The organism is Microbulbifer variabilis, assembly GCF_052467165.1.
The window spans coordinates 2,965,251-2,986,379 of sequence record NZ_CP174301.1 but is presented as its reverse complement, the minus strand read 5'-3'; the positions used below and the strand labels follow the sequence as shown (position 1 = coordinate 2,986,379).

21 protein-coding genes are annotated in these 21,129 nt (G+C 51.0%); 12 read left to right on the top strand and 9 right to left on the bottom strand.

Annotated features, from left to right (window positions below; all coding sequences use genetic code 11):
• Positions 1 to 2: 2 nt before the first annotated feature.
• Positions 3 to 1,199, bottom strand: a complete 1,197-nt coding sequence (locus ACJJIP_RS13160) for an acyltransferase family protein (protein ID WP_444945314.1) — start codon at positions 1,197 to 1,199, stop codon at positions 3 to 5.
• Between the two features lie 166 nt (positions 1,200 to 1,365).
• Here ACJJIP_RS13160 and ACJJIP_RS13155 point away from each other — a divergent pair, with 166 nt between their 5' ends.
• Entirely contained in the window at positions 1,366 to 2,223 is an 858-nt protein-coding gene (locus ACJJIP_RS13155; RefSeq protein WP_353375085.1) for a LytR/AlgR family response regulator transcription factor, read from the top strand.
• On the opposite strand, the gene tcdA is transcribed toward ACJJIP_RS13155, so the two are convergent.
• The 4 genes from tcdA to ACJJIP_RS13135 all read right to left on the bottom strand — a co-directional run bounded on the left by tcdA (position 2,220) and on the right by ACJJIP_RS13135 (position 4,479).
• Positions 2,220 to 3,020: a tRNA cyclic N6-threonylcarbamoyladenosine(37) synthase TcdA gene (tcdA, locus tag ACJJIP_RS13150; RefSeq protein ID WP_020414802.1), complete on the bottom strand. Its 801-nt coding sequence runs from the start codon at positions 3,018 to 3,020 to the stop codon at positions 2,220 to 2,222. The two genes, ACJJIP_RS13155 and tcdA, sit on opposite strands and share 4 nt — an antisense overlap.
• Positions 3,007 to 3,462, bottom strand: coding sequence for a thiol-disulfide oxidoreductase DCC family protein (locus ACJJIP_RS13145; RefSeq protein ID WP_020414803.1), 456 nt, complete (start codon positions 3,460 to 3,462; stop codon positions 3,007 to 3,009). Before ACJJIP_RS13145 ends, tcdA begins: the two co-directional genes overlap by 14 nt.
• 58 nt (positions 3,463 to 3,520) lie before the next feature.
• On the bottom strand, positions 3,521 to 3,985 hold the full coding sequence (locus ACJJIP_RS13140) for an FKBP-type peptidyl-prolyl cis-trans isomerase (protein WP_020414804.1): 465 nt from the start codon (positions 3,983 to 3,985) through the stop codon (positions 3,521 to 3,523).
• A gap of 134 nt (positions 3,986 to 4,119) precedes the next feature.
• On the bottom strand, positions 4,120 to 4,479 hold the full coding sequence (locus tag ACJJIP_RS13135) for a globin family protein (RefSeq protein ID WP_020414805.1): 360 nt from the start codon (positions 4,477 to 4,479) through the stop codon (positions 4,120 to 4,122).
• Between the two features lie 334 nt (positions 4,480 to 4,813).
• Here ACJJIP_RS13135 and ACJJIP_RS13130 point away from each other — a divergent pair, with 334 nt between their 5' ends.
• The 4 genes from ACJJIP_RS13130 (at position 4,814) to ACJJIP_RS13115 (ending at position 8,894) form a co-directional block, all read left to right on the top strand.
• Positions 4,814 to 5,236 (top strand): HIT family protein, encoded by a 423-nt coding sequence (locus tag ACJJIP_RS13130; RefSeq protein WP_020414806.1) that lies wholly within the window; start codon positions 4,814 to 4,816, stop codon positions 5,234 to 5,236.
• Positions 5,237 to 5,371: 135 nt separating this feature from the next.
• A complete protein-coding gene (locus ACJJIP_RS13125) occupies positions 5,372 to 6,175 on the top strand; it encodes a GIN domain-containing protein (RefSeq protein WP_282951062.1) in 804 nt (267 codons plus the stop codon).
• A gap of 107 nt (positions 6,176 to 6,282) precedes the next feature.
• Positions 6,283 to 7,752 carry a YcjX family protein gene (locus ACJJIP_RS13120; protein WP_444945313.1) on the top strand — a complete coding sequence of 490 codons (1,470 nt, stop codon included), beginning with the start codon at positions 6,283 to 6,285 and terminating at the stop codon, positions 7,750 to 7,752.
• The gene (locus tag ACJJIP_RS13115; protein ID WP_444945312.1) at positions 7,752 to 8,894 is read left to right on the top strand and encodes a TIGR01620 family protein; all 1,143 of its coding nucleotides are present in this window, start codon (positions 7,752 to 7,754) and stop codon (positions 8,892 to 8,894) included. Before ACJJIP_RS13120 ends, ACJJIP_RS13115 begins: the two co-directional genes overlap by 1 nt.
• A gap of 105 nt (positions 8,895 to 8,999) precedes the next feature.
• On the opposite strand, the gene ACJJIP_RS13110 is transcribed toward ACJJIP_RS13115, so the two are convergent.
• Positions 9,000 to 9,500: a hypothetical protein gene (locus ACJJIP_RS13110; protein ID WP_444945311.1), complete on the bottom strand. Its 501-nt coding sequence runs from the start codon at positions 9,498 to 9,500 to the stop codon at positions 9,000 to 9,002.
• Positions 9,501 to 9,741: 241 nt separating this feature from the next.
• Between ACJJIP_RS13110 and gorA the strand changes: the two genes are divergently transcribed.
• Positions 9,742 to 11,100 (top strand): glutathione-disulfide reductase, encoded by a 1,359-nt coding sequence (gene gorA / locus ACJJIP_RS13105; RefSeq protein ID WP_444945310.1) that lies wholly within the window; start codon positions 9,742 to 9,744, stop codon positions 11,098 to 11,100.
• A 156-nt stretch (positions 11,101 to 11,256) separates the two neighbouring features.
• Here gorA and ACJJIP_RS13100 read toward each other — a convergent pair whose 3' ends face one another.
• Positions 11,257 to 11,613: an HPF/RaiA family ribosome-associated protein gene (locus ACJJIP_RS13100; RefSeq protein ID WP_020414812.1), complete on the bottom strand. Its 357-nt coding sequence runs from the start codon at positions 11,611 to 11,613 to the stop codon at positions 11,257 to 11,259.
• Positions 11,614 to 12,094: 481 nt separating this feature from the next.
• On the opposite strand from ACJJIP_RS13100, the gene ACJJIP_RS13095 reads away from it, so the two are divergent.
• Complete coding sequence (locus ACJJIP_RS13095; RefSeq protein ID WP_282951056.1) at positions 12,095 to 13,093, top strand: hypothetical protein; 999 nt, start codon at positions 12,095 to 12,097, stop codon at positions 13,091 to 13,093.
• A 38-nt stretch (positions 13,094 to 13,131) separates the two neighbouring features.
• Here the strand turns inward: ACJJIP_RS13095 and thpR are convergent, their stop codons facing one another.
• Positions 13,132 to 13,728, bottom strand: a complete 597-nt coding sequence (gene thpR / locus ACJJIP_RS13090; RefSeq protein ID WP_020414814.1) for an RNA 2',3'-cyclic phosphodiesterase — start codon at positions 13,726 to 13,728, stop codon at positions 13,132 to 13,134.
• 148 nt (positions 13,729 to 13,876) lie between these two features.
• Between thpR and ACJJIP_RS13085 the strand changes: the two genes are divergently transcribed.
• On the top strand, positions 13,877 to 14,353 hold the full coding sequence (locus ACJJIP_RS13085) for an Hsp20 family protein (RefSeq protein WP_020414815.1): 477 nt from the start codon (positions 13,877 to 13,879) through the stop codon (positions 14,351 to 14,353).
• Positions 14,319 to 15,008, top strand: a complete 690-nt coding sequence (locus ACJJIP_RS13080; RefSeq protein WP_282951054.1) for a class I SAM-dependent methyltransferase — start codon at positions 14,319 to 14,321, stop codon at positions 15,006 to 15,008. The genes ACJJIP_RS13085 and ACJJIP_RS13080 overlap by 35 nt, the downstream gene beginning before the upstream one ends.
• Here the strand turns inward: ACJJIP_RS13080 and ACJJIP_RS13075 are convergent.
• Entirely contained in the window at positions 14,988 to 15,974 is a 987-nt protein-coding gene (locus ACJJIP_RS13075; RefSeq protein ID WP_026305271.1) for a GlxA family transcriptional regulator, read from the bottom strand. The genes ACJJIP_RS13080 and ACJJIP_RS13075 overlap by 21 nt on opposite strands.
• A gap of 138 nt (positions 15,975 to 16,112) precedes the next feature.
• On the opposite strand from ACJJIP_RS13075, the gene ACJJIP_RS13070 reads away from it, so the two are divergent.
• The 3 genes from ACJJIP_RS13070 to fadB all read left to right on the top strand — a co-directional run bounded on the left by ACJJIP_RS13070 (position 16,113) and on the right by fadB (position 21,127).
• Complete coding sequence (locus ACJJIP_RS13070) at positions 16,113 to 17,969, top strand: beta-ketoacyl synthase (RefSeq protein ID WP_444945309.1); 1,857 nt, start codon at positions 16,113 to 16,115, stop codon at positions 17,967 to 17,969.
• A 91-nt stretch (positions 17,970 to 18,060) separates the two neighbouring features.
• Positions 18,061 to 18,690, top strand: a complete 630-nt coding sequence (locus tag ACJJIP_RS13065; RefSeq protein ID WP_282951052.1) for a helix-turn-helix domain-containing protein — start codon at positions 18,061 to 18,063, stop codon at positions 18,688 to 18,690.
• A 280-nt stretch (positions 18,691 to 18,970) separates the two neighbouring features.
• Positions 18,971 to 21,127 (top strand): fatty acid oxidation complex subunit alpha FadB, encoded by a 2,157-nt coding sequence (gene fadB, locus ACJJIP_RS13060; protein ID WP_444945308.1) that lies wholly within the window; start codon positions 18,971 to 18,973, stop codon positions 21,125 to 21,127.
• Positions 21,128 to 21,129 lie beyond the last annotated feature (2 nt).

Below are 21,129 nucleotides of genomic sequence, written 5' to 3'. Positions count from 1 at the left end.
GTTTAGCTACCCTGAGGCAAAGGATTTTTGCCCGCTGCCCCTTTCGATACCAGGGGCTTAAGGCCAAACAATAAGCGCAGCAGAGGTATCCGCCTAATGAGCAACTCGTGGATAGCCAGGCACCCGACAATTGTGATTGCCAATACAAGTAGGGGCTCAACTATTGGCCCTAAAGACAAACTCCTCAATTTAAAGATCGCCGTTACGGTTATTGTCTGGTGCAATATGTACCAGGGGTAGACTGCTTCTGTTGCATAGGGTAACCAGGAGAAAGGTCGATTGAGGTAGTGATTCCCCCAAGCCAGTACTAGCAGCAGCCAAAGCCAGCGGTTGGTATAGATAATTATCAGGTTGATAAGTGACTGACCTGGAAATGAATTTTCCTCTATTGTCCGAGTAAAAAGCAGGAACAGGCCGAAGCAAGCCGGCGCAGCAAACAGAAGGAAAATACGCAGACGTGTCAACAGTTGCCAGGGTGCCTGGCTACTCACAAGCAGGTAGCCAATAAAGAAGAATGTAAAGAACTGGGCATGGGTGTACCAGTCGCCTACTACTGCGTAGTTAATACCGCCGAAGTGTGGGAAGAGAAAGAGGCCATACAGGGTCAGTGGAAGGAGCGGCAACAATACTAGGTGCCAGGATTTGATACCAGATATCCAATGTTTCAACAGTGATTGCTTGTTTCGCAGGTAATGGGCAACAGGGATAATGGCTAAGGTGTAGCAGAGCAGGTAGGGCAGGTACCAAAGGTGATTCCAGGTGAAACCAACATGGCTGCCAGCAAAGCTATCGGCAGGCCAAGGTTGAAAGGAGAAGTAGCGCCAAAGGAAACTCAGGTAGCCGGGCTCTATCACGCCATTGCTGAGCGCTTCATAATAGGCTTGTGGTGGCACTATAACGAGAATGCCAAACAGTAGGGGAATCAATAGCTGCTTCAATCTGCGCAGCAGGAAGCCGGTACTCCCCAACTTGTTAAACAGAAAGTGAGTCGCCGCACCGGAGATCAGGAATAGTAGCGGCATGCGCCACTGATTCACCGCCAGCATGATGAGCTGTAGAGTCTCACTTTGATTGGCACTTTTTACATGCCAGCTCCACTCGGCGACATAAGCCATTCCCAGGTGATATAAGATCAGCAGGCCAAATGCTATTACGCGTAGGGCATCGATATCGTAGCGACGACGAGAGTTGTTTTCCATTTTTTCCTTCTTATGGGCATGGTTCGAGTAGTCACTATGCTTCCCTCTTCAACACGTCGCACGCCACTACAAAGGGTCGATTGGTCCCTGTTTGGGTACCAGTGGTGGCTTTTAGGGATAAATAGCGGATAGACTGCCGCTGAAAATTCATACAGGGCTGAATTAAATGACGGTGCAGATGTACCTGGCGCGCAGACGGTTACATGAAGTGGGATTCTGGGCACTGTTTTTTCTCGTGCTGTGGCTGGTGCAGTTTGCGGTGGAATATCTCGAACATCATGGTGGAGAGTCAGGCTTCAAGCCCTGGGAGTTCCTGGTTTGGGAGGGCACCAGTATCCTGGTGATAGCCATGTTGCTTCCCTTGTTATTGGCATGGGATCGCCGATTCCCCCTGCAGAAGGGAAAGATCCGGCGCAACCTGTTGATCCATTTGCTGTTTACCCTGCCGTGGTCATTGCTACATGTTGTTGGTATGGTGGTATTGCGCACCGGGATCTATCGCCTGGAGGGTGGCTCTTATGACTTTGGCAATTGGCCTGTAGAGTTTTTCTATGAATACCTCAAAGATTTCCGTACATACGGCTTTCTACTAGGTTCAGTTTATTTGTATCGCTTCCTGCTACTTCGTTTGCAGGGAGAGGTATGCATGTTAGAGCAGCCGGATGATGGGGAGTCAGTAGATCTGATTGAGCGCCCCGAGCGGCTTCTTGTGAAAAAGCTGGGCAAGGAATTTTTAGTCAATGTGCGGGATATCGAGTGGGTAGAAGCCGCTGGAAACTACGTTAATCTGCATCTGGAAAACAGGATTTACCCTTTACGGGGCACCATGGCAAAGTTGCAAGAGCGCCTGGATCCAGATTCATTTGTGCGCGTACATCGCTCTTATATTGTGCGTCTGGACTCTATCGCTGAAATTGAGACCCTGGACAGTGGCGATGCGCGCATTCGATTGTCAAATGGACAACAGGTGCCTGTGAGTCGACGTTATCGCGATCGCCTTAGAGCCCAATTGGTGACGGCTTAACTTTTCGATTGAAGGAGTCGCTCAATCGCTTTACTGGCAGCGATAAAACCAAAGGTACCCGTGACCATAGTGGCGGCGCCAAAGCCGCCACTGCAATCCAGCTTAACCCCATCCTGCATAGCGCTCTTCTGCTGGCAAACCTGGCCATCAGGCTTTGGGTAGACCATTGCTTCACTTGAATAGATAGCATCAATGCCAAACAGGCGCTTGCGGCTTTTCTGGAAGTTATGGAATCGATACAGGTGCTGGCGTACCTTGGCCAACATAGGGTCATTGATAGTTCGCCCGAGATCAGTGCATTCAATAGCCTGGGGTGAGCATTTGCCTCCGGCGGAGCCTACGGTGATCAGGCGCAGTTTTCGCGCTTTGCAGTAGGCTATCAGAGCGGCTTTTACCCGGGCGTTATCGATAGCATCGACAACAATATCGATGGGCATTTTACCTGGATCGATTAACTCGGCCAGGTTATCTGTGGCGATAAAGTCCTCAATGGAATTGACCTGAATTTCGGGATTGATCTGCCGCAGGCGTTCCGCCATTACTTCAATTTTCATGTTGCCAATGGTGGTAGCCAGCGCGTGGCTTTGGCGGTTAGTGTTAGTAATACAGATATCGTCCAGGTCGATAAGGGTTAGGGATCCGACTCCACTGCGGGCCAGAGCTTCTGCAGTCCAACTGCCTACGCCGCCAATGCCGATGACCAACATATGAGCGCTGCTCAATGCTTCCAAAGCGCGATTGCCGTATAAGCGGCCGATACCGCCAAAGCGTTGAAGGTATTGTTCAGACTGGCTCATTGGGGTTCTCTTCCGATACTTCTTCCAGAAAGCGATGCTCGTCTGCAGCTCTTGGCAGCAGGCAACTGTTACGTCGGCCAAACCAGCGATACCGGTTACGGGCGATCAGGTCATACAGGAGATCGCGTGCGGGACGTGGAATGTATCGCAAAAGGGCAATTAAACGCCAGTAGCCGGTAAGGGAGGCTGCGATACGCAGGGCAGCATCACTCTTATGATATTGGCGGAATGAGCCATTTTCGCGCTCCAGCAAAACCATTGTTTCAAAGTCCTGCAGAGGCATTCCCAGTTTCTGGAGAAGATACTGTCCTGCGGCTGACTGCGCTCGACAGAGGGTGAAATAGTGTTCCTTGTCATACTTCAGCAGCAGGCGGCTCCAGCCGTTACAGAGGTTGCAGATGCTGTCGAAGATAACGATCTTTTTGGGAGTGGGGGGGAGCATAACTAAGGAAGGGCGGCCCAAAGGATAAAGCTGGCTCCAGTACCGCCCGGCAGATAGATTAATGCACGTGGCCGTGGTCAATTTCTTCTGCAGAGGCTTCGCGCACGGAAACCACTTCGATGTCGAAGTGCAGTTCAACGCCAGCCAGTGGGTGGTTGCCGTTAATTGTCACCTCGTCTCCGTCGATATCAATGATTTCCACTTCGATGGGGTGGCCGTCAGTGCTCTCAGCGCGGAATGCCATACCCACTTCCAGGTCTTCAACTCCACCGAATGCACTGCGTGGCATTGTTTGGATCAGTTCAGGGTTTTGCTGGCCGTATCCATCCTCAGGGGCAATAACGGCTGTGAACTTGTCTCCAGGTGCTTTTTCCAGCATTTCCCGCTCGAGACCTGGAATAATATTGCCGACTCCCTGCAGGTACTTTAGCGGCTCGCCATTGGCAGAAGAGTCGATGACTGTACCGTCTGCATCTTTCAGGGTGTAGTGAATTTCCACAACTGTGTGGTTGGCAATCTTCATGGATAATCTCTGATTTAGAAGCGTAAGTGAAGTAGCGCTTACCGCTGCGCTGGAAAACGGAAGGTAAAGGCTGTGAGGCATCAATTGTATTGAGAGGTTGGGCGCGCCGCAACATACGCGGAGCGCTCAAAAAATCAACAGGCGATGGAAAGGTCTTGTTCGCAGCCACCGTAGAGGCTGCTCGCGGTCCGAACGAGATTTTCACTTAATTGCCAAGGGAACCCCAGTTCAACCAGGCGTTCCGCAAGGTACTCAAGTAGAGCATCGAACAAAGCTGGATTCAGGCCCCGAGCAAGGAAGCTGGCCCGACTACTGCGGTCCGGTTCGGGCTGCTCTGAAAGTGCGTGGTTGAGGAATTGAGCCTGGCGGCTCTGTTGCTTACGGTGATCGCAAGTTTCGTAATTTGATAGGTGGCGGCCTATGGCCTCGTAGAATTCACTGACTGTGCGATTTACAAATTTAGCACCACCGACCTGATCTAACAGGCTGTCCATATCTCTCCCCCCGGTGAGCAGTAGGTATTTAAATAAAAAATTCCGCAGAGCCGAAAATATTGTGATGGCGATAGTGCACAAAGTGCGTTGGCTCAATGACGGTACAACATTAATTGGTGAGCAGCCTAAGACATATCCGCCTGTACTGCCAACTTGCTTTAAGAAAATTGTCATTCTGTTCGACAGGTTGTTGTACGCTTGCTTTTATGAACGCCAAATAAAAAATCGCGATTTGTGTTAGTGTTTTTTTACGCGCGACGCTGTGTTTTTATCTCTCGGTGTTAGACTGCACGATTGACCCAAGTACAAAAAAAGCAACTGAAAAGGATGATTTATGGCAAGTATTTTTACTCAAATTATAAATGGGGATTTACCTGGGCATTTTATCTGGCGCGATGATAAAGCGATTGCGATTATGACAATTGCCCCAATTAACCCGGGACACTGTTTGGTAATTCCGGTAGAGGAAATTAATCACTGGGATGATATTCCTGCTGATCTTGCGGCGCATTTAATGCTTGTTGCACAAAAAGTCGCCAAAGGCCTAAAGGCGACTTATTCACCAAAGCGTGTAGGTGTGATGATTGCTGGGCTGGAAGTTCCCCACACCCATTTACATTTAATTCCTGTGAATGAATTAACGGACTTTGATTTTTCCTTGCAAAAATCTGCTACGCCTGAACAGTTGGCAATTGAAGCTGAAAAAATCCGTACGGCTCTGAAAGAAATGGGTTGCAATGAGGCTGATTGCGCTTGATGGGAAGTTGATAAACAACTACTGACTGAATGGTCTGCTTTCTTCCTGGTGAAAGTTATTTGAAGGCGGTGCATCCAAACCAGCTTCTCAGGTAGTCTAGTAGAACGTAACGGTGATAATTACGAGAAACCTGCAATGGCAACTTTGAAAAAAGCTTTTTTGGCCCCAATACTCGCTCTGCTGGCTGTGTGCTCTGTCTACAGCACCTCCGTTCAGGCTGAGAAAATGGAAAGCAAGACCTTCGACGTCAGTGACTTTACCCGGGTGTCCCTAAAGGGGAGCTCCCATGTTGAGGTGATTCAGGCAGACCAATTTGCAGTGAGTGCAACGGGGCCGGCTGAAGCGATGCCCTACACCAAGGTGGTGGTAAAAGGCGATACGCTTGAGCTGTCGGTGGAAGACAACACCCAGCGTTGGTTTGGTGTGGTTACTATCACTCGCGATCAGGAAGTGCACTTTACTGTGAAGATGCCGAAGATCGAGGGACTTTTGGTCACAGGGTCTGGAGATGCTAATGCCGACAGCATTGAAAGTGAAAACCTGGATCTCGGAGTCAGTGGATCTGGTGCGATTTATGTTAAAAAGGCTGCCGCAGAGACCCTAAATGCATACGTAACGGGTTCTGGTGATCTGCTGGTAGACAAGGCGCTGGCAGTGAATGGAGAGGTGGCTATCACCGGTTCCGGTGACCTACATTTTCGCAGTATTACCGGGGAAAGCCTCTCCGCGGCTATCAAGGGCTCTGGGGACATGAAGGTTGGTGGTCGAGTCGCCAGCGTCAATATCAACATTATGGGTTCTGGGGACTTTGCTGGACGCGGTCTGCGCGCTGATAGTGCCTCTGGTTCGGTGATGGGGTCCGGAGACATTGTCTTAAAACGTCCACAACGGGATTCTTTCTCGGTGATGGGCTCTGGAGATGTCGCCCTGGTCGACTGATCCCGGTTGCTTATAGCCATATGCGTATTGCCTATTCAGCATTGCGCCTCCCATACGAGACCGGCTTTGTGCCGGTTTCGCTCGTTATTTAGGAAGTCACTTCCCATATGGAACCCCAGGTAGTAGAGCCTCGGCAGCAAGGCCCGGACAGCGACATAGATCAAAACAGCAGTCGTGCTAAACGCTTTAAGGAAAAGTTGCGCAACTGGGGGCGAGGAGCCCAGGAGAAGTCCCACTGGGCAGCAGAGCGGCTGTTGGATCGCCGTGTATGTATTGGGGTGACAGGGCTCAGCGGCGCGGGTAAGTCGACACTCCTTACCAGTTTGATCTATCAACTGAGTCATCCGCAAAAAGCCCAGTTACCCGGATTTGCCCCGGCGTTAAATGGTGATCTGCTCGGTGCCGAATTGAAGCCAGCCCTCGATTCGGGCCTTCCGGTATTTGACTATCAAAGTTGCCTCGATGCACTGATGTCAGAGCCACCTCGCTGGCCGCAGAGCACGCACGATGTTTCGGCTATGGAGCTCCATATTCACTTGCGTAGCCACCGGCGCTTTCGGGGCAGGGGTTATAAAACCCTGGTTCTGGAATTGCGCGACTACCCGGGGGAGTGGTTAATGGACCTGCCCCTGCTGCGGATGGATTATCGTGAATGGTGTCGTCATCAGGCGCATATCATCGGCTCTGACACCAGGGCTGGTCTGGCTCCCGAACTCGTAACACGCTTAGCTGCTCTGTCACCTCGATCTCAGGCCAGGGAAAGTGAGCTTGCGTCACTCTGGGAGGATTACAGGCGATTCCTTCAGGATTGTAGGAAAGAACGGAAGCTCAGTTACCTGCAACCTGGGCGAGCCCTTCTCGATAGTGAGGATTATGGGGTACTGCCGTTACTCGATTTACGTGAGTTAAGTGCCGATGAGTTGGCGGCGATGCCGGATGACAGTAACTACCAGGTATTGCGACGCCGCTATGAGGCCTATGTTCAGGGACAGGTAACCCCCTTCGTTGAGAGCCATTTTCGCCATCTGGATAGGCAGTTGGTGTTAGTGGATATGATTGGCACATTGTTTGCCGGAGAGCAGGCCCTCAATGATATGCGCCTGGCTTTCACTCATATCGCAGATACTTTCCGCTACGGTGAGTCCGGCTTACTGAGTAAACTTTGGCGCCCAAAAGTTAACCGGCTTCTATTTGCTGCGACCAAAGTGGACCAGGTTCTGGCGGCAGATCATGATGCGCTCCGCCAGTTACTCGGGCAGCAATTGCAGCAGACATTTACCGGTGCTAGACATCGTGGTCTTCCCATTTTTAGTGAGGCAATTGCAGCGGTGCGCTGTTCTCGGGAAGATCAGCGCAATGGTCGGCGCATGCTCGTGGGCCACGATCTCAAGGGGCGTTATTTGGGGTTTGAGAATGCAGAGATTTTCTCACGTCTTCCAAGCGAGGAGGACGGCTGGAGCCACTACACCGGTGCAGCACCTCCACAGCTGCGCCCTCCCCAGGGAATGGATTCCGGTACTATTCCCCATATCCGTGTCGATGCGCTACTGAATTTGCTGCTTGGAGATAAAGTTTGATGCAAGGTGACAATAATGAGACACAGCGGCGAACCACACGTATAGAGTCATTACAGGAACCTGAAAGAGAGGTGCCACACAGGGATACGACGCGGGTTGAAGCCTTACAAGAGGAACGGGGGGATATTCCCAGATCCATCACAACTGGAGAGTCTCTACCGGATCGTATTGCATTTTCAGAGTTGCGCCTGCCAGTTTTCCGGCTCAAGTGGTTGAAACCTGCACTTCTTTCGGCGCTTGCGCTTACGGTGGGGGTGCTGGCGTGGGAGTTGCGACAATTATATACCTGGGCGGCGGATAAACACTGGAGCCTGGGAGCCCTTGCAGGCGTGGTTATTGCGATATTTGCAGCCGTCATTGTCAACTCTGTGTGGGAGTTCTTTCGCGCTGGTCGTCCTCTGCGAAAGCTTGAAAAAACCCAGTCGATGGCTGCGGAGATGCGTGATTGTCGCAGTCACAAAGAGGCGGAGCCATTTCGTAAGCAGTTGCAGGAGCACTTTGCCACCAAGCCCCAAGGGGTCCTGCTCAATCGTGTGCTTGATGAGGCGCCGGACTACTTTGATAGCAGTGAGCTGCTCCAGCATCTCGAAGTGACCTTTCTAGACGCCCTTGACCAGGAAGCGTTGCGACGTGTAGTGCGCCACTCAACAACAACCGGTGCACTGGTGGGGTTGAGTCCGTTTGCTAGTATTGACATCCTGGTCGCGCTGCGCCAGTCACTTCGTATGATTGATGATGTGGCACAAATTTATGGGGTGCGTCCATCGCTCGTCGTGCGTTGGCGTCTCTTCAAGAAGGTACTCGCCCTTGTGGCCTACAGTGGTGCCAGTGAATATGCCATAACAGAAATTTGGCCAGAGCTGGTTGGGGATAGCGTGCTCAGCACGTTTTCGGCGCGCCTGGGACAGGGGGTTGGAGCCAGTCTGTTTGTTGCACGTATTGGTCTGGCAACCATGCAGAGCTGTCGGCCTATCCCATTTGCGGACAAGCGTCGTCCACGCCTGGGCTCCGTAATGGCACGCATTGGGCTGGGACTGAAGGAGAGGATGCCCCAGCTCTTCTCTGCTGTAGGATTTGGCCGTAAGGAAGTGGGGCCTACGCGCAAAGAGCATACAGGGTTTTCCCGTTCTAGCGGTGATTAGCTCCTCCATTTTTTCTAAAAATCGCCCAGCCCAAATATGGTATGGGGAAGGGCCTGAGCTGGGTAATCAGGCCCCTCTGTAAGAGGCAGAGCTTTCTTGGATTTTTTACTGGAACTGCTTCTTCATCAGCATGCGGGTGTGGTGCCGGTCTACCAGTTGGGCCAGGGCTTCAAAACGACGCTTAACATAAGGGGCAGGGTTGTTATTTCCCGCATCGTCCCGATATTCAACTCCAGAGCGAACGTGTTGCAATTCACGGGTTAATTCAGTGATCGCGCTAAAGATGCTTTGTGTGTCATCTTCGCTGTGAAAAACATAGGTTTGTGCAGTGTCTTTGAGGTAATTATTGCACTCATTCAACCACTCGAGGCGCTGTTCCAGAAAGCGTATGGTATTGCGGATGCCCCCTTTGTATTCGGGGTTGAAGTGCTCATTGATATACTTGTCGAGACTGCGCATGCCTGAATCGACGAACTGTTCCACCAAGCTGCTGCAGTACTTTTCGGTGAGGTAGGATGGATGGGTATTTGCGATGCTCTGAGTGCTGGTAAATAGCAGGCATAGGAGCCCGGTGGCCCGTAGAAATACTGAGATAGGAGAGTTCATATTCTTGCCCATGCGTTGCTCTTTTTTTGTGACGGTTATTCTATCCGCCTAACACGCATTATTGGTTTACGACTTTGTCCGGCGGAGTATTTTTTGTGACAGTCTTCACATGAATATCTAAAGCGCCAAAAAGTGTCAACGATTATTAAGTGAGGAGTGACAGCTTTGTTCCAAATGGTTTGTCAGATGGTAAATTTCCTTCGGCTCTTTGTTGAAAAATTAAGTGAAGTAGAGGTTTGTTTTGGCTGAATATGAGTTTGATCTTTTTGTTATCGGGGCGGGCTCTGGCGGTGTGCGTGCTGCACGCATGGCTGCAAGTCAGGGCATGAAAGTTGCTGTGGCTGAAGACCGCTACATGGGTGGCACCTGTGTCAATGTAGGGTGTGTTCCCAAAAAGTTGTTTGTCTATGCCAGTGGCTACAGTGAAAACTTTGATGATGCGCGGGCCTATGGCTGGAAAAATTCAGGAGCGAACTTTGATTGGCCTACGCTTCGAGACAATAACGCAAAAGAAATTAGTCGGCTTAACGGAATCTATCGCAACCTGCTAAACAATTCCGGTGTTACTGTAATTGATGGTCGAGCCAGCATCGCCGACCCGCATCGTGTTGTCGTTGATGGGCGTGATTATACGGCGGAGCGTATCTTGGTGGCCACTGGTGGCTGGCCATTTATCCCAGAAATTCCCGGTAGGGAATTTGTGCTGACTTCCAACGAAGTGTTTTCTATGGAGGCGTTTCCGAAACGCGTGCTCGTAGTTGGCGGTGGCTACATCGCTGTAGAGTTTGCTGGAATTTTCGCCGGCCTGGGGGCCGATACCCATCTTTCTTATCGCCGGGACCTGTTTCTTCGTGGGTTTGATCGGGATATTCGCAATTTTGTACGTGACGAGGTAGTTAAAAAAGGCATTGATTTGAAATTCAATCATCAGGTCAAAGCAATTGAAAAGCTGCAGGATGGCAGCCTGCTTGTGCATGATGAAGATGGCTCCAGCCTGAATGTAGATACGGTTTTATATGCTACTGGGCGAAAAGCTAATACGGTAGGGCTTGGCCTGGAGCAGCAAGGAGTAGTGCTTCATAAGGATGGCACCATTTCAGTGGATGATAATTTCCGCACAAATGTGCACTCTATTTATGCGCTGGGAGATGTTACCGGTGAGCCTCAGCTAACGCCTGTCGCATTGGCGGAGGCTATGGCACTAGTTAAACACTGGCGTACAGGAAACACGGCAGAAATTGATTACAACAATATCCCCACGGCGGTTTTTTGCCAGCCAAATATTGGTACTGTAGGTTTATCTGAGGAAGAGGCGCGGGATTCAGGCATCTCAGTAACTATTTTCAAATCCGAATTTCGGCCAATGCGCCACACGGTAAGTGGTAATACCGAGCGTACATTGATGAAATTAGTTGTTGACTCTAGTACCGACAAGGTAATTGGTGTGCATATGGTAGGAGATGATGCCGGGGAAATTATTCAGGGTATGGCGATAGCCTTGAAAGCAGGCGCGACCAAGAAAACCTTTGATGAAACTATTGGTATCCATCCAACGGCTGCTGAAGAGTTTGTCACAATGAGAGCGCCGGTTGGAAGCTAGGGTTTACTTGCTGGATGATGATTTCCATTAGCGACTAGGGAGCTTGTGGAGGGCAGCAGGATTTATCTGTGTTTCCCGGAAGCTTGCATCAGTTCCAACAACAAAAAGGCGGCGCGATTGCGCCGCCCTGTCTTTTTATCTCCTCGAATACTTTCCTTACTCTTCTAGTTCGGCTTCTTCGTAAAGTGCCTGGTGGCGCATGGCCTTTCTGCGTTCACTGCGCTCTTTCAGGCAGCGCTCTGCAGAGGCAAACGTATCATTAACCGCCCGGTGAATAGATTCGTTTTCACTGCTGATGGTGACTGGGTTACCGCTAATGGCAAGCTCCAGAGAGGCTCGAAATTGTCGGCCTTTACTCTTGTGTTGATGGGGGGCTTCCAGGACTACACGACTGCGAATGATGTCGCCACAATAACGTTCCAGTTTATGTAACTTTTTGGATACCGTAGTAGCCAGGGCAGCTGATTTGTCGATATCGCGGAACACAATGTTATCGTTAGGCGCAGATTTCATGGGCAAATACCTCCGGTTAAAGGAAACCATGCAGGCCGCTTATGCGGTTTGCTAAAAGAAGGTAGGGCGCCCTAGTGGGAGGGGTCGTGTCTGCAGTTGGAGCACCGAGCCGCCGGGATCGCAACGAGAGTTTGCTGATAGCACAGCTAAGGGTGTTTTACGTCCGGGTCGGGTTTCCGCTGAGTCCAGCGATCATCTCCCTGCTATCCATAATGCTTCCGCTAAAAAAAAAATCAAGCGCTATTGCAGGAAAATGTCACATAAAATTCGACGAATTATCTTTAGAGTGACTTTGTCCATGTATTTTGCGGGATTATTGAGCAGTTAAGTACGAGATGTGGACGAGAGGTCATTGCCCACGGGCTTGAGCCTGCGTAAAATTAGCTCTGGCGCACAGTAAATTTTGGAATGGTTGAGCAAAAATTAGGCTCTGCGCTTTTATCTCACGTGTGACAAAAAATCGAGAAATGGGTTCTGTACAATGGCGGTAAAGCAGTACTGCTCGCTCTTTCTAGCGGGCTTGGTAGTTTTTGGCGGGGCTGTGGCACAGGCGCAATCATCCCTGACGGTGGAAAAAAACCGGCTGGCGCGTCTTGAGCAGTCTCTCGAGAACAAGCAGGTCGAGTTAGAAGACATTGAGAATGAGCTGCTCTCCTATGAGTACAAGCTTGAGCGTGCGCAAGAGTCCCTGAGTGAGCTGCGCAAGGAGTTTGAGGAAAGTCGCCTCGAGCTGGAAGAGGCGCGTCGCATCCACGACTCCAATGGGAATTCGGATACTGAGCGCCGTTTAACCAAGGCAAAACATGGTTTCGCTATGGCGGAGCGCGGTGTGGATAGCCGTAGCCGCCGTCTCGAGTTTATTCAAGAAAATCAAAATGAGTTGCAGACCAGGCTGGCTCAGGAGCAGCAGTCGATAACTCAGACTAAGGCCAAGATTTCCGCCCAGCAGGACAAGATCAGCCAAATGGTGGACACTATGCTCGCCAAGGCTGAAGAGTCGGAGAGAAGAGCTGCTCTGGCTAGGAGTGCCAGACTTGAGCAGCCCAAGCCACCCAAGCTTAAGACTGCATCCATAGAGAAACCCAAGAAGCGTGAAGTTGCGCCCGAGCCGGAGCCGGTACCGGAATTGAAGCAGGATATAGACCCTGAATTGCTTGCCTATGTTAAGCGTGAACAGGAGCGTCTGTCGTCTTTGTTGGGCGAGCAGGATGGAGATAATAAGCAAACTTTCCGCAATCTGGAATTGCGCCCCTCAGGAAGCGAGAGAGTGCCTTTTGAGTTCCTGGGTAAGAATCAGTACCGGTTGGTGACTACAGTAGAATCGGGTAGGCAAACCTATAAAATCAATACCTGGAAATTCCGTCGCACGATTCCCGCTGAAGATGATGGTACACGCTATGTATTTGTATTTGATGCGCGACGCCTTTCAAGGCCTCGCTTAGTGATGTATCCCGAATACGTTTTGGACTCTCTGAAATAATATCCCCAGGAAGGCCCGCATTTGCGGGCTTTTTTGATTTACCTTATATCTTCTGTGCCTGACAAGCTTGTTTCGAAAAGTGGTTGATAGTGACTGCTTTCCGGGGCAGGGTTGCTTTGGTAGAGAATGATATTGTCGAGCCAAAGGGGATGATCCAGGGCAGCAGTCAATAAATTGGAAAAACCACTCCGACAGCGAGCTAAGGTTATATGGGGGCGGTAGTCGAGCTCTTCAGGTTTCATGCCTAGGTTCTCGATCAGCCTTTTGCAATCCTCATACGCTTTCAGCAATTCCGGGCTGTGCGTCAGCTCAGTAGCGAGTAATTTTGAATTGCTTTGTGGGAAGGGGGTTATTGAGCTGATACATCCTTCGAATTTCACGGTGTTTTTCGCAATTTCCTCTAACCCTTTTTGGAGTGGCAGTACTTTTTCACTTGGGGTCTGGCCGAGAAACGCCAGTGTTAGGTGCCTGTTCTGTCTGCTTGTCCAGCGTATTCTGTTGAGTGTCTCCGGGTGCATTTTCGTCTTGCAGCGCGCACATAGATTATCGAGAAAAACTTGGGTGTCGCTTGGTGGGCGGATACCGATAAATAGGCGTGAAGAAGTTTTTGAGGCCAATTTTGAATCTTTTGACATGTTTTTTCTCTTTAAGCCCTTGAATAACTATTTGTTACCCTTATCTCTGTAGTGCGGAAGGCAGCTTTTTTTAAAGTGTTTTTTGCAAAAAATGCTCGGGCTTTGTGGCGAGCGAATTCTAATATTGCTCTGAATTGAGGATATAACAATGCGTAATTTTGATTTTTCCCCCCTGTACCGCTCTGCGATTGGTTTTGACCGTATGGCCAGCCTACTAGATGCCATGACTACCAGTGAACAGAAGCAACCTTCCTATCCTCCCTACGATATAGAGTTGACTGGTGAGGACAGTTATAGAATTTCGATGGCAGTTGCAGGTTTTGAACAGTCTGAACTGGATATCCAGGTTGAGCAAAACCGCCTGACAGTATCGGGCAAAAAGCCGGATGAGTCTCCCCGAGGAAATTTCCTGCATCGGGGTATTGCAGCCAGGAGTTTTGAGCGACGTTTCCAGCTCGCGGATCACGTTAAAGTTACGGATGCGAAACTTGCCAATGGATTGCTGCATATAGAGTTGGTGCGAGAAATTCCTGAGGCAATGAAACCTCGCAAAATTGAAATCAGCGAAGGCAATTTATTACAGCATACTGATGGTGAGAAAAAGTCAGATTCAGTTGCAGCCTGATTTGTCATATGTATGCCCACTGTGCCGCCACAAGGCGGTACAGTTTTATTACCGCGATAAGTTTCGTAGTTATCACCAGTGTGATCGCTGCGCCTTAGTATTTGTGCCCACCGAATATCATCTTACCCCAGATGAAGAGCATGCCTACTACGACCTGCATGAGAATTCCATGGAGGATGAGGGTTACCACCGTTTTCTCAGTCGTTGTGCTGCACCATTGCTGGATGAGTTATTACCGGCAAGTGATGGTCTGGATTTTGGTTGTGGTCCTGCACCGCTACTAGCCAGAATTTTGGCTGATAATGGCCACAGGGTTGATTTATACGATCGCTATTATGCTCCCACCACCGGTGCGCTGAAAAAGTCTTATGACTTTATCGTTGCGACGGAAGTGGTGGAGCACCTTGTGTCGCCTGGAGATGAATTGACCTGCCTTTGGCAGAGGTTGCGGGATGGTGGAGTGATGGCACTGATGACAAAGTTGGTGATTTCACCAGAGCGCTTTGCCAGTTGGCACTATATCCGTGACCCTACACATATCAGCTTTTTCAGTGTGCAAACCTTTCAATGGCTGGCTAAAAAATTAAAAGCCGAGCTTCAGTTTGCCGATAGCGACGTCATTTTCCTGCGCAAATCAGGTATTTACCCTGAATAGTTTTGCCCGCACAGTGGTGCGATATTCACTGGGCGTTGTGGCCAGGAATTTTTTGAATAGTGCGGTAAAGTGCCCCATATCCTGGTAGCCAACTTTTTCTGCGATTTCGTTAACCGATAAGTTGCTGGACTGTAAAAGTTCCCTAGCCATATCTACCCGCACATTCTGCAGATATTGCAGCGGTGTTTGCCCGGTAGCCAGCTTAAATCGCCGGTTAAATGAACGTACACTCATGTCAAACATTTGCGCTACTTCACTCAAGCGCACTTCTGTATTGCAATGTTCCTTAAGCCAGGCCTGGGCCTGGACGATATCTTCATCCGGGTGCAAGTGCACCGCGCCCTCTGAATAAGCGATTTCTTCAAAAGGCCTGCGGATTTCGTGGGAGAAGTTCCTTTCCACATGGCTTGCGACTGCAGGTCCGTAAAGTTGACGGATCATATGCACGGTGACATCAGCGAGGGCGTTGACGCTTGCGGCACAAAAAAGCTTATCTGCCTGGGTAATAAAATACTGTTGTTTCAGCTTAACTTTGGGGTAATCGGAGCTGAAGCGATCAAAGTAATGCCAGTGTGTGGTGGCGGGCTTGCCGTCTAGTAGGCCGGCTTCCGCTAAGAAGCACACACCAGTACCCACTGCATTGATGGCGGCTCCGGCTGCTGCCTGGCTCTTGAGCCAGTCCAGGATCGGTCCGCTACGCTTAAGTGCAGGGCGTGGATTGCGCCATAGAGCGGGAATATAGATGAGATCGCTATCTGGGGCTTCGCTCAAGGCGACATCGGGCTGGAAAGTAAAGCCACAACGGGTGTTGACTGGACGTCCATCCATGCTGGCAGTTATCAGGCGCAGGGATTCTTTTTTTCCCTCCACCCGGGCACGGCTCTCGGCTCCACGCAGCATTTCAAGTGGAAGCACCGTGCCGGTCGCCAGCATTTGATCAATTAGGAGAAAGGTTACCGTTCGCATTGCATACTCAAGCGCACTTGCGCCATTGGCCAAAACACTCAATTTTGCTGGCCAGTATGCCCATAACTGGGCGGAATCGCCACCCCCTACACTCCCCAACTCGAAAATTAAGTGTTTAGTGCTTGGCTGGAGGTCAGGATGCAGCGCCTTCCCGTAATCACCGCATTTGGTGGTTTTAACCCCGCAGGACGTAGTTCCTTTCATCGGGGCTATTCCCGTTTGGTGTTGGATAAGCTGGATCAGCGAGAGCGGGCTGATATCCTGTCTGACCTTGCTGCGCTAATGGGGCTTCGCAGGGGAGCTGAAGCCGGAACTCCCCTGGATCCAGGGCTTGAGCAGCAAGTACTGCAAGGGACTCTGGTGCGAGAGCTGGAAGCGCGTTTTTATGACTACCACCGGTGTCATTTCCACCAGGCAGCAAACTTGAATAGCGCCAATGGCATCACCTTTGAGATGTCGGCGCGTCAGTTACCTCATCCCCAACCAGATGGGTGGCAGGTTGAGCCCATCGGGGGTGGCAAGGTGCGTGTGATGGCATCGAGCTTGTCGGTGATGTTGGACAGTTACCGAGAAATTCCTGTTGGCGCTGGGGGACAGTTGCCTACTGGGTTTGAGCCTGGCGATCACTACAATTCCCGCTTCCACCCCCGCGGCCTGCAACTTGCTGTGTTGGGGGCCTCTGACGCAGTGCGCTCCATGGGTATTGACTGGGAGACAGTTGTAAGGGCTGTGGGACCAGGAAATATTTCTGTGTATGCCTCCTCGGCCATGAGCCAATTGGATCACTTTGGCAATGGGGGCTTGATGCAGTCCCGTTTGCGTGGTTCTAGAGTCAGTTCCAAGCAACTGGCGCTCGGTCTGAACAGTATGCCTGCCGACTTTGTAAATGCTTATGTGCTGGATAATGTGGGATCGACAGGAGCAGTGACAGGGGCCTGTGCCAGTTATTTGTATAATCTGCGAGCGGGAGTGGAGGATATCCGCACTGGCCGTGCCAGGGTCGCCATTGTGGGGGCTGCAGAGGCCCCGCTAGTGCCGGAAGTGGTAGATGGTTATTCCACCATGGGAGCCCTGGCTACCATCGAAAATTTGCGCAAACTCTACCCGGGTGAAGTGGACTTCAGGCGAACAAGCCGCCCCTTTGGGGATAACTGTGGGTTTACCTTGGGAGAGGGCACTCAGTGGGCAATCCTGATGGATGATGCCCTGGCGTTGGAGCTGGGGGCGAATATTCATGGCTCTGTTGCGGGTGTGTACATCAATGCCGATGGCAATAAGAAGTCAATCTCCGCACCGGGTCCGGGTAATTACCTCACTATGGCCAGGGCTATGGCAGAGGCTCGATCGATAATTGGTGACGAGGCCTTGCGCCAACGCAGCTTTGTACAGGCTCATGGCTCCAGTACTCCGCAAAACCGGGTAACCGAATCGGCGATACTCGACCGCCTGGCTGGAACGTTTGGAATAGAAAAATGGCCAGTGTGTGCTGTTAAAGCTTTTGTAGGGCATACCGTAGCTGCGGCCAGTGGCGACCAGCTGATTACAGCGCTAGGCATTTTTGATAAAGGAATACTTCCGGGTATCCTGACCACTGACAGGATTGCTGACGATGTTCATCAAGAGAACCTGGATTTCTCCCTTGAGCACGTCGAAAGAGACCCTCGCTCTCTGGATCTTGCGTTGCTGAACTCGAAAGGGTTTGGTGGCAATAATGCCACTGCTGCAGTGCTTTCTCCGCATCTTACTCGCAACATGATTGAGAAACGGCACGGGAAGAAGTCCGTATCTCATTACCGCAAGAGTAACGAAGCCGTTATTGAGCGGGCGCAGGCTTACGATGCCGAGGCTAGCCGGGGAGAGCTAAATACCATCTACCGCTTTGGGGAGGGTTTGTTTGATGAAGGTGAGATTGCATTGTCTACTGAAGAAGTTGTTCTTCCGGGGCTTTCGCCGGTCTCCCTTCCTCAAGAAAATCCCTATGACGATATGGTGTAGAGTAAAGGGACGATTAATCACTAGCGCCAATTGCTGTTATTGAAGGTGTGGTGACCGGAGGGTTAAACACTCAAATTTGATAGGAAATGCAATGGCAGACATGGATGTGTCCAGTGAATCCGGCGATAGCAGTGATGTCGGTATTCGATTGAAAATGGTGCGCAATATCTACGGTATCTCCCAGCGTGAGCTGGCACGACGGGCAGGCGTCACTAATGCCACCATCTCTTTTATCGAGCAGGGGCGGGTGAGTCCGTCGGTGGGGTCATTGAATAAGATCCTGGGTAGTGTCCCAATGTCCCTAGCGGAGTTTTTCTCCCTGGAGCTTGGTAAGCCAGGCCAGATTTTCTTTCGCGCTAATGAAATGCCTGATATTGGCCAGGGAGGTGTACGCTCCCAGCTATTGGGTGGTTTTCGGGAGCATCGCAGTATGTCTATTCTGCGAAAAGTTTTTCCTGTTGGGCGGGACTCGGGACCTGACTTTGCTGCCGCCGGCGGTGAGGTAGGGGGAATAGTGGTTGCCGGTGAGCTGGAGGTTGCGGTTGGGTCAGATCTCGCGCTGCTAAGAACTGGGGATGGTTTTTACTTTAGCAGCAGGCGCCCCCATCGCTTTCGAAACCCCGGTAGCTGTGACTGTATAGTTGTCTATGCTGCGACCCCAGCTCAAGCCCTTCCTGAACCACAATCCGCTGATCTACATACTGTGTTGAATAAAGAGTAATTTGCGCCAGACGGCTGAAAAGTCAAATCAATCCGGGATAGACTAGCTCCGCTTAAAAGCTTGGCCACCGTTTCTTAGGTTGGCCATTTTCTGTACTTCGGTGCTGGTAGCGCCATTCTATTTGTAAGAAATAGTATTCAAACAATCGTTTGAATCTGGCTATACTACGGCTGACCATATTGGGCCAAAGTGTCACCGCACCCTGCGGGACGGCCTGTGGTTGCACAAAAATTCCGACCCCGGGCCCAGGATCGCGGCCCAGAATAAAAGAGGTCAATCAATGTTATTTAGTGGCAAAGCGCTCACGGTACAGATGCTGGACAACGGCATTGCCGAGCTCAAATTCGACCTTCAAGGCGAATCCGTCAATAAATTTAACCGCCAGACGGTTTCTGAATTCTCTCAAGCGCTGGATGCTATCGAAGCAGCGGATGGTATAAAAGGCGTACTGCTGACAAGCGGCAAAGGCGTCTTCATTGTTGGTGCTGATATCACTGAGTTTGGCGATGCCTTCTCTGCGGGTGCAGAGGGTGTTGCTGATCTGATGAATCAGAACAACGAAAATATCAACCGCCTGGAAGACCTGCCGGTTCCGACTGCAGTGGCAATCAATGGCTACGCGCTCGGCGGTGGCTTTGAGGTGTGCCTGGGCTGTGACTTCCGCCTGATGGGCGAGGAAGCCAAAGTTGGTCTTCCCGAAGTTAAGCTGGGCCTGATCCCGGGTTGGGGTGGCACTGTTCGTCTGCCGCGCGTGGTGGGTGTTGATGTTGCTGCTGAGTGGATTGCAGCGGGTAAAGAACAGAAGCCGGCTGCAGCGCTTGAGGCTCATGCGGTTGATGCAGTGGTGCCTACTGACAAGCTCAAAGATGCTGCGATCAAACTGCTCGAGCGAGCCATTAATGGCGAGCTGGACTGCAAGGCTAGCCGCGAGATCAAGAAATCTCCGATCCCCCTAAACGATACTGAAGCTTTGATGGCCTTCTTCACTACCAAGGCATTCGTCGGTCAGCAAGCGGGTAAAAACTACCCGTCCCCAGTAGCTGCAGTCGAGTCTATTGAGCAGGGTTACAAGTTAACCCGTGAAGAAGCGCTGAAAGTTGAGCAGGAGAAGTTTATCTTCTGTGCCCAGACTGGCACTGCCAAATCCCTGGTGGGTTTGTTCCTGGCAGACCAGGCGATCAGCAAGGTCGCCAAGGGCTGGGAAAAGAAAGCCGACAAGCCGATTGAGCGTGCGGCAGTATTGGGTGCTGGCATTATGGGTGGTGGTATTGCTTACCAGTCCGCCTACAAAGGCACTCCAATCAAAATGAAGGATATCGACCAGAAAGGTATTGACCTCGGTCTGAATGAGGCCAATAAGCTGCTGTCCAAGCTGGTTGATCGCAAGCGCCTGACCCCTGTGAAAATGGGTGAAGTGCTCAATCGCATTGAGCCAACCCTAAGCTACGATGGCTTCAACGATATCGATGTTGTTGTCGAAGCCGTGGTTGAAAATCCCAAGGTGAAGCATGCTGTATTGAAAGAGGTGGAAACCAAGGTAAGCGAAGACACTGTAATCGCTTCTAATACTTCTACCATCTCCATTAACCATCTGGCCGAGCCGCTTTCCCGCCCGGAAAACTTCCTCGGTATGCACTTCTTCAACCCGGTGCACAAAATGCCGCTGGTTGAGGTGATCCGCGGCGAGAAAACTTCCGACACCGCCGTAGCTCGCGTTGTTGCCTACGCTAACAAGATGGGTAAGAAAGCTATTGTTGTGCGCGACTGCCCTGGGTTCCTGGTTAACCGTGTTCTCTTCCCCTATTTTGCTGGTTTCTCCATGCTGGTACGTGATGGCGCTGACTTCCAGGCCGTTGATAAGTTGATGGAGCGCTGGGGTTGGCCGATGGGCCCCGCTTACCTGATGGATGTTGTTGGTATTGATACCGGTGTCCACGCAGAAAGCGTAATGGCTGAAGGCTTCCCTGATCGTATGGGTAAAAACTTCACCGCCGCTTCTGATGTGATGTATGAAGCGGGTCGCTATGGTCAGAAGAACAACAAAGGTTTCTACAATTACGAGCAGGACAAGAAAGGTCGCCCGAAGAAAGTGGCTACCGAAGAGTCCTACGAGCTGCTGAAGCCGCATGTTGCTGATCGACGCGAGTTCGAGAAAGACGAAATTATCGAGCGCATGATGGTGCCCATGGCAACAGAGCTGGCTCGCTGCCTGGAAGAGGGTATCGTCGATTCCCCGGCTGAAGCCGATATGGCACTGATCTACGGCATCGGATTCCCTCCATTCCGCGGTGGAATCTTCGCATGGCTGGACAGTATTGGCCTGGATGAATTCGTGAAGATTGCCGATAAGTACGCCGAACTGGGCGAGCTGTACCAGCCGACCGATCGTATGCGTGAAATGGCCGCAAGTGGCAAAACCTACTACGGCAACAAGTAAGG

Bases quoted from the DNA above. Each gene is read 5' to 3' on its own strand.
- ACJJIP_RS13160 (WP_444945314.1), bottom strand. From the start codon at position 1,199: ATGGAAAACAACTCTCGTCGTCGCTACGATATCGATGCCCTACGCGTA.
- ACJJIP_RS13155 (WP_353375085.1), top strand. From the start codon at position 1,366: ATGACGGTGCAGATGTACCTGGCGCGCAGACGGTTACATGAAGTGGGA.
- tcdA (WP_020414802.1), bottom strand. From the start codon at position 3,020: ATGAGCCAGTCTGAACAATACCTTCAACGCTTTGGCGGTATCGGCCGC.
- ACJJIP_RS13145 (WP_020414803.1), bottom strand. From the start codon at position 3,462: ATGCTCCCCCCCACTCCCAAAAAGATCGTTATCTTCGACAGCATCTGC.
- ACJJIP_RS13140 (WP_020414804.1), bottom strand. From the start codon at position 3,985: ATGAAGATTGCCAACCACACAGTTGTGGAAATTCACTACACCCTGAAA.
- ACJJIP_RS13135 (WP_020414805.1), bottom strand. From the start codon at position 4,479: ATGGACAGCCTGTTAGATCAGGTCGGTGGTGCTAAATTTGTAAATCGC.
- ACJJIP_RS13130 (WP_020414806.1), top strand. From the start codon at position 4,814: ATGGCAAGTATTTTTACTCAAATTATAAATGGGGATTTACCTGGGCAT.
- ACJJIP_RS13125 (WP_282951062.1), top strand. From the start codon at position 5,372: ATGGCAACTTTGAAAAAAGCTTTTTTGGCCCCAATACTCGCTCTGCTG.
- ACJJIP_RS13120 (WP_444945313.1), top strand. From the start codon at position 6,283: ATGGAACCCCAGGTAGTAGAGCCTCGGCAGCAAGGCCCGGACAGCGAC.
- ACJJIP_RS13115 (WP_444945312.1), top strand. From the start codon at position 7,752: ATGCAAGGTGACAATAATGAGACACAGCGGCGAACCACACGTATAGAG.
- ACJJIP_RS13110 (WP_444945311.1), bottom strand. From the start codon at position 9,500: ATGAACTCTCCTATCTCAGTATTTCTACGGGCCACCGGGCTCCTATGC.
- ACJJIP_RS13100 (WP_020414812.1), bottom strand. From the start codon at position 11,613: ATGAAATCTGCGCCTAACGATAACATTGTGTTCCGCGATATCGACAAA.
- ACJJIP_RS13095 (WP_282951056.1), top strand. From the start codon at position 12,095: ATGGCGGTAAAGCAGTACTGCTCGCTCTTTCTAGCGGGCTTGGTAGTT.
- thpR (WP_020414814.1), bottom strand. From the start codon at position 13,728: ATGTCAAAAGATTCAAAATTGGCCTCAAAAACTTCTTCACGCCTATTT.
- ACJJIP_RS13085 (WP_020414815.1), top strand. From the start codon at position 13,877: ATGCGTAATTTTGATTTTTCCCCCCTGTACCGCTCTGCGATTGGTTTT.
- ACJJIP_RS13080 (WP_282951054.1), top strand. From the start codon at position 14,319: ATGGTGAGAAAAAGTCAGATTCAGTTGCAGCCTGATTTGTCATATGTA.
- ACJJIP_RS13075 (WP_026305271.1), bottom strand. From the start codon at position 15,974: ATGCGAACGGTAACCTTTCTCCTAATTGATCAAATGCTGGCGACCGGC.
- ACJJIP_RS13070 (WP_444945309.1), top strand. From the start codon at position 16,113: ATGCAGCGCCTTCCCGTAATCACCGCATTTGGTGGTTTTAACCCCGCA.
- ACJJIP_RS13065 (WP_282951052.1), top strand. From the start codon at position 18,061: ATGGCAGACATGGATGTGTCCAGTGAATCCGGCGATAGCAGTGATGTC.
- fadB (WP_444945308.1), top strand. From the start codon at position 18,971: ATGTTATTTAGTGGCAAAGCGCTCACGGTACAGATGCTGGACAACGGC.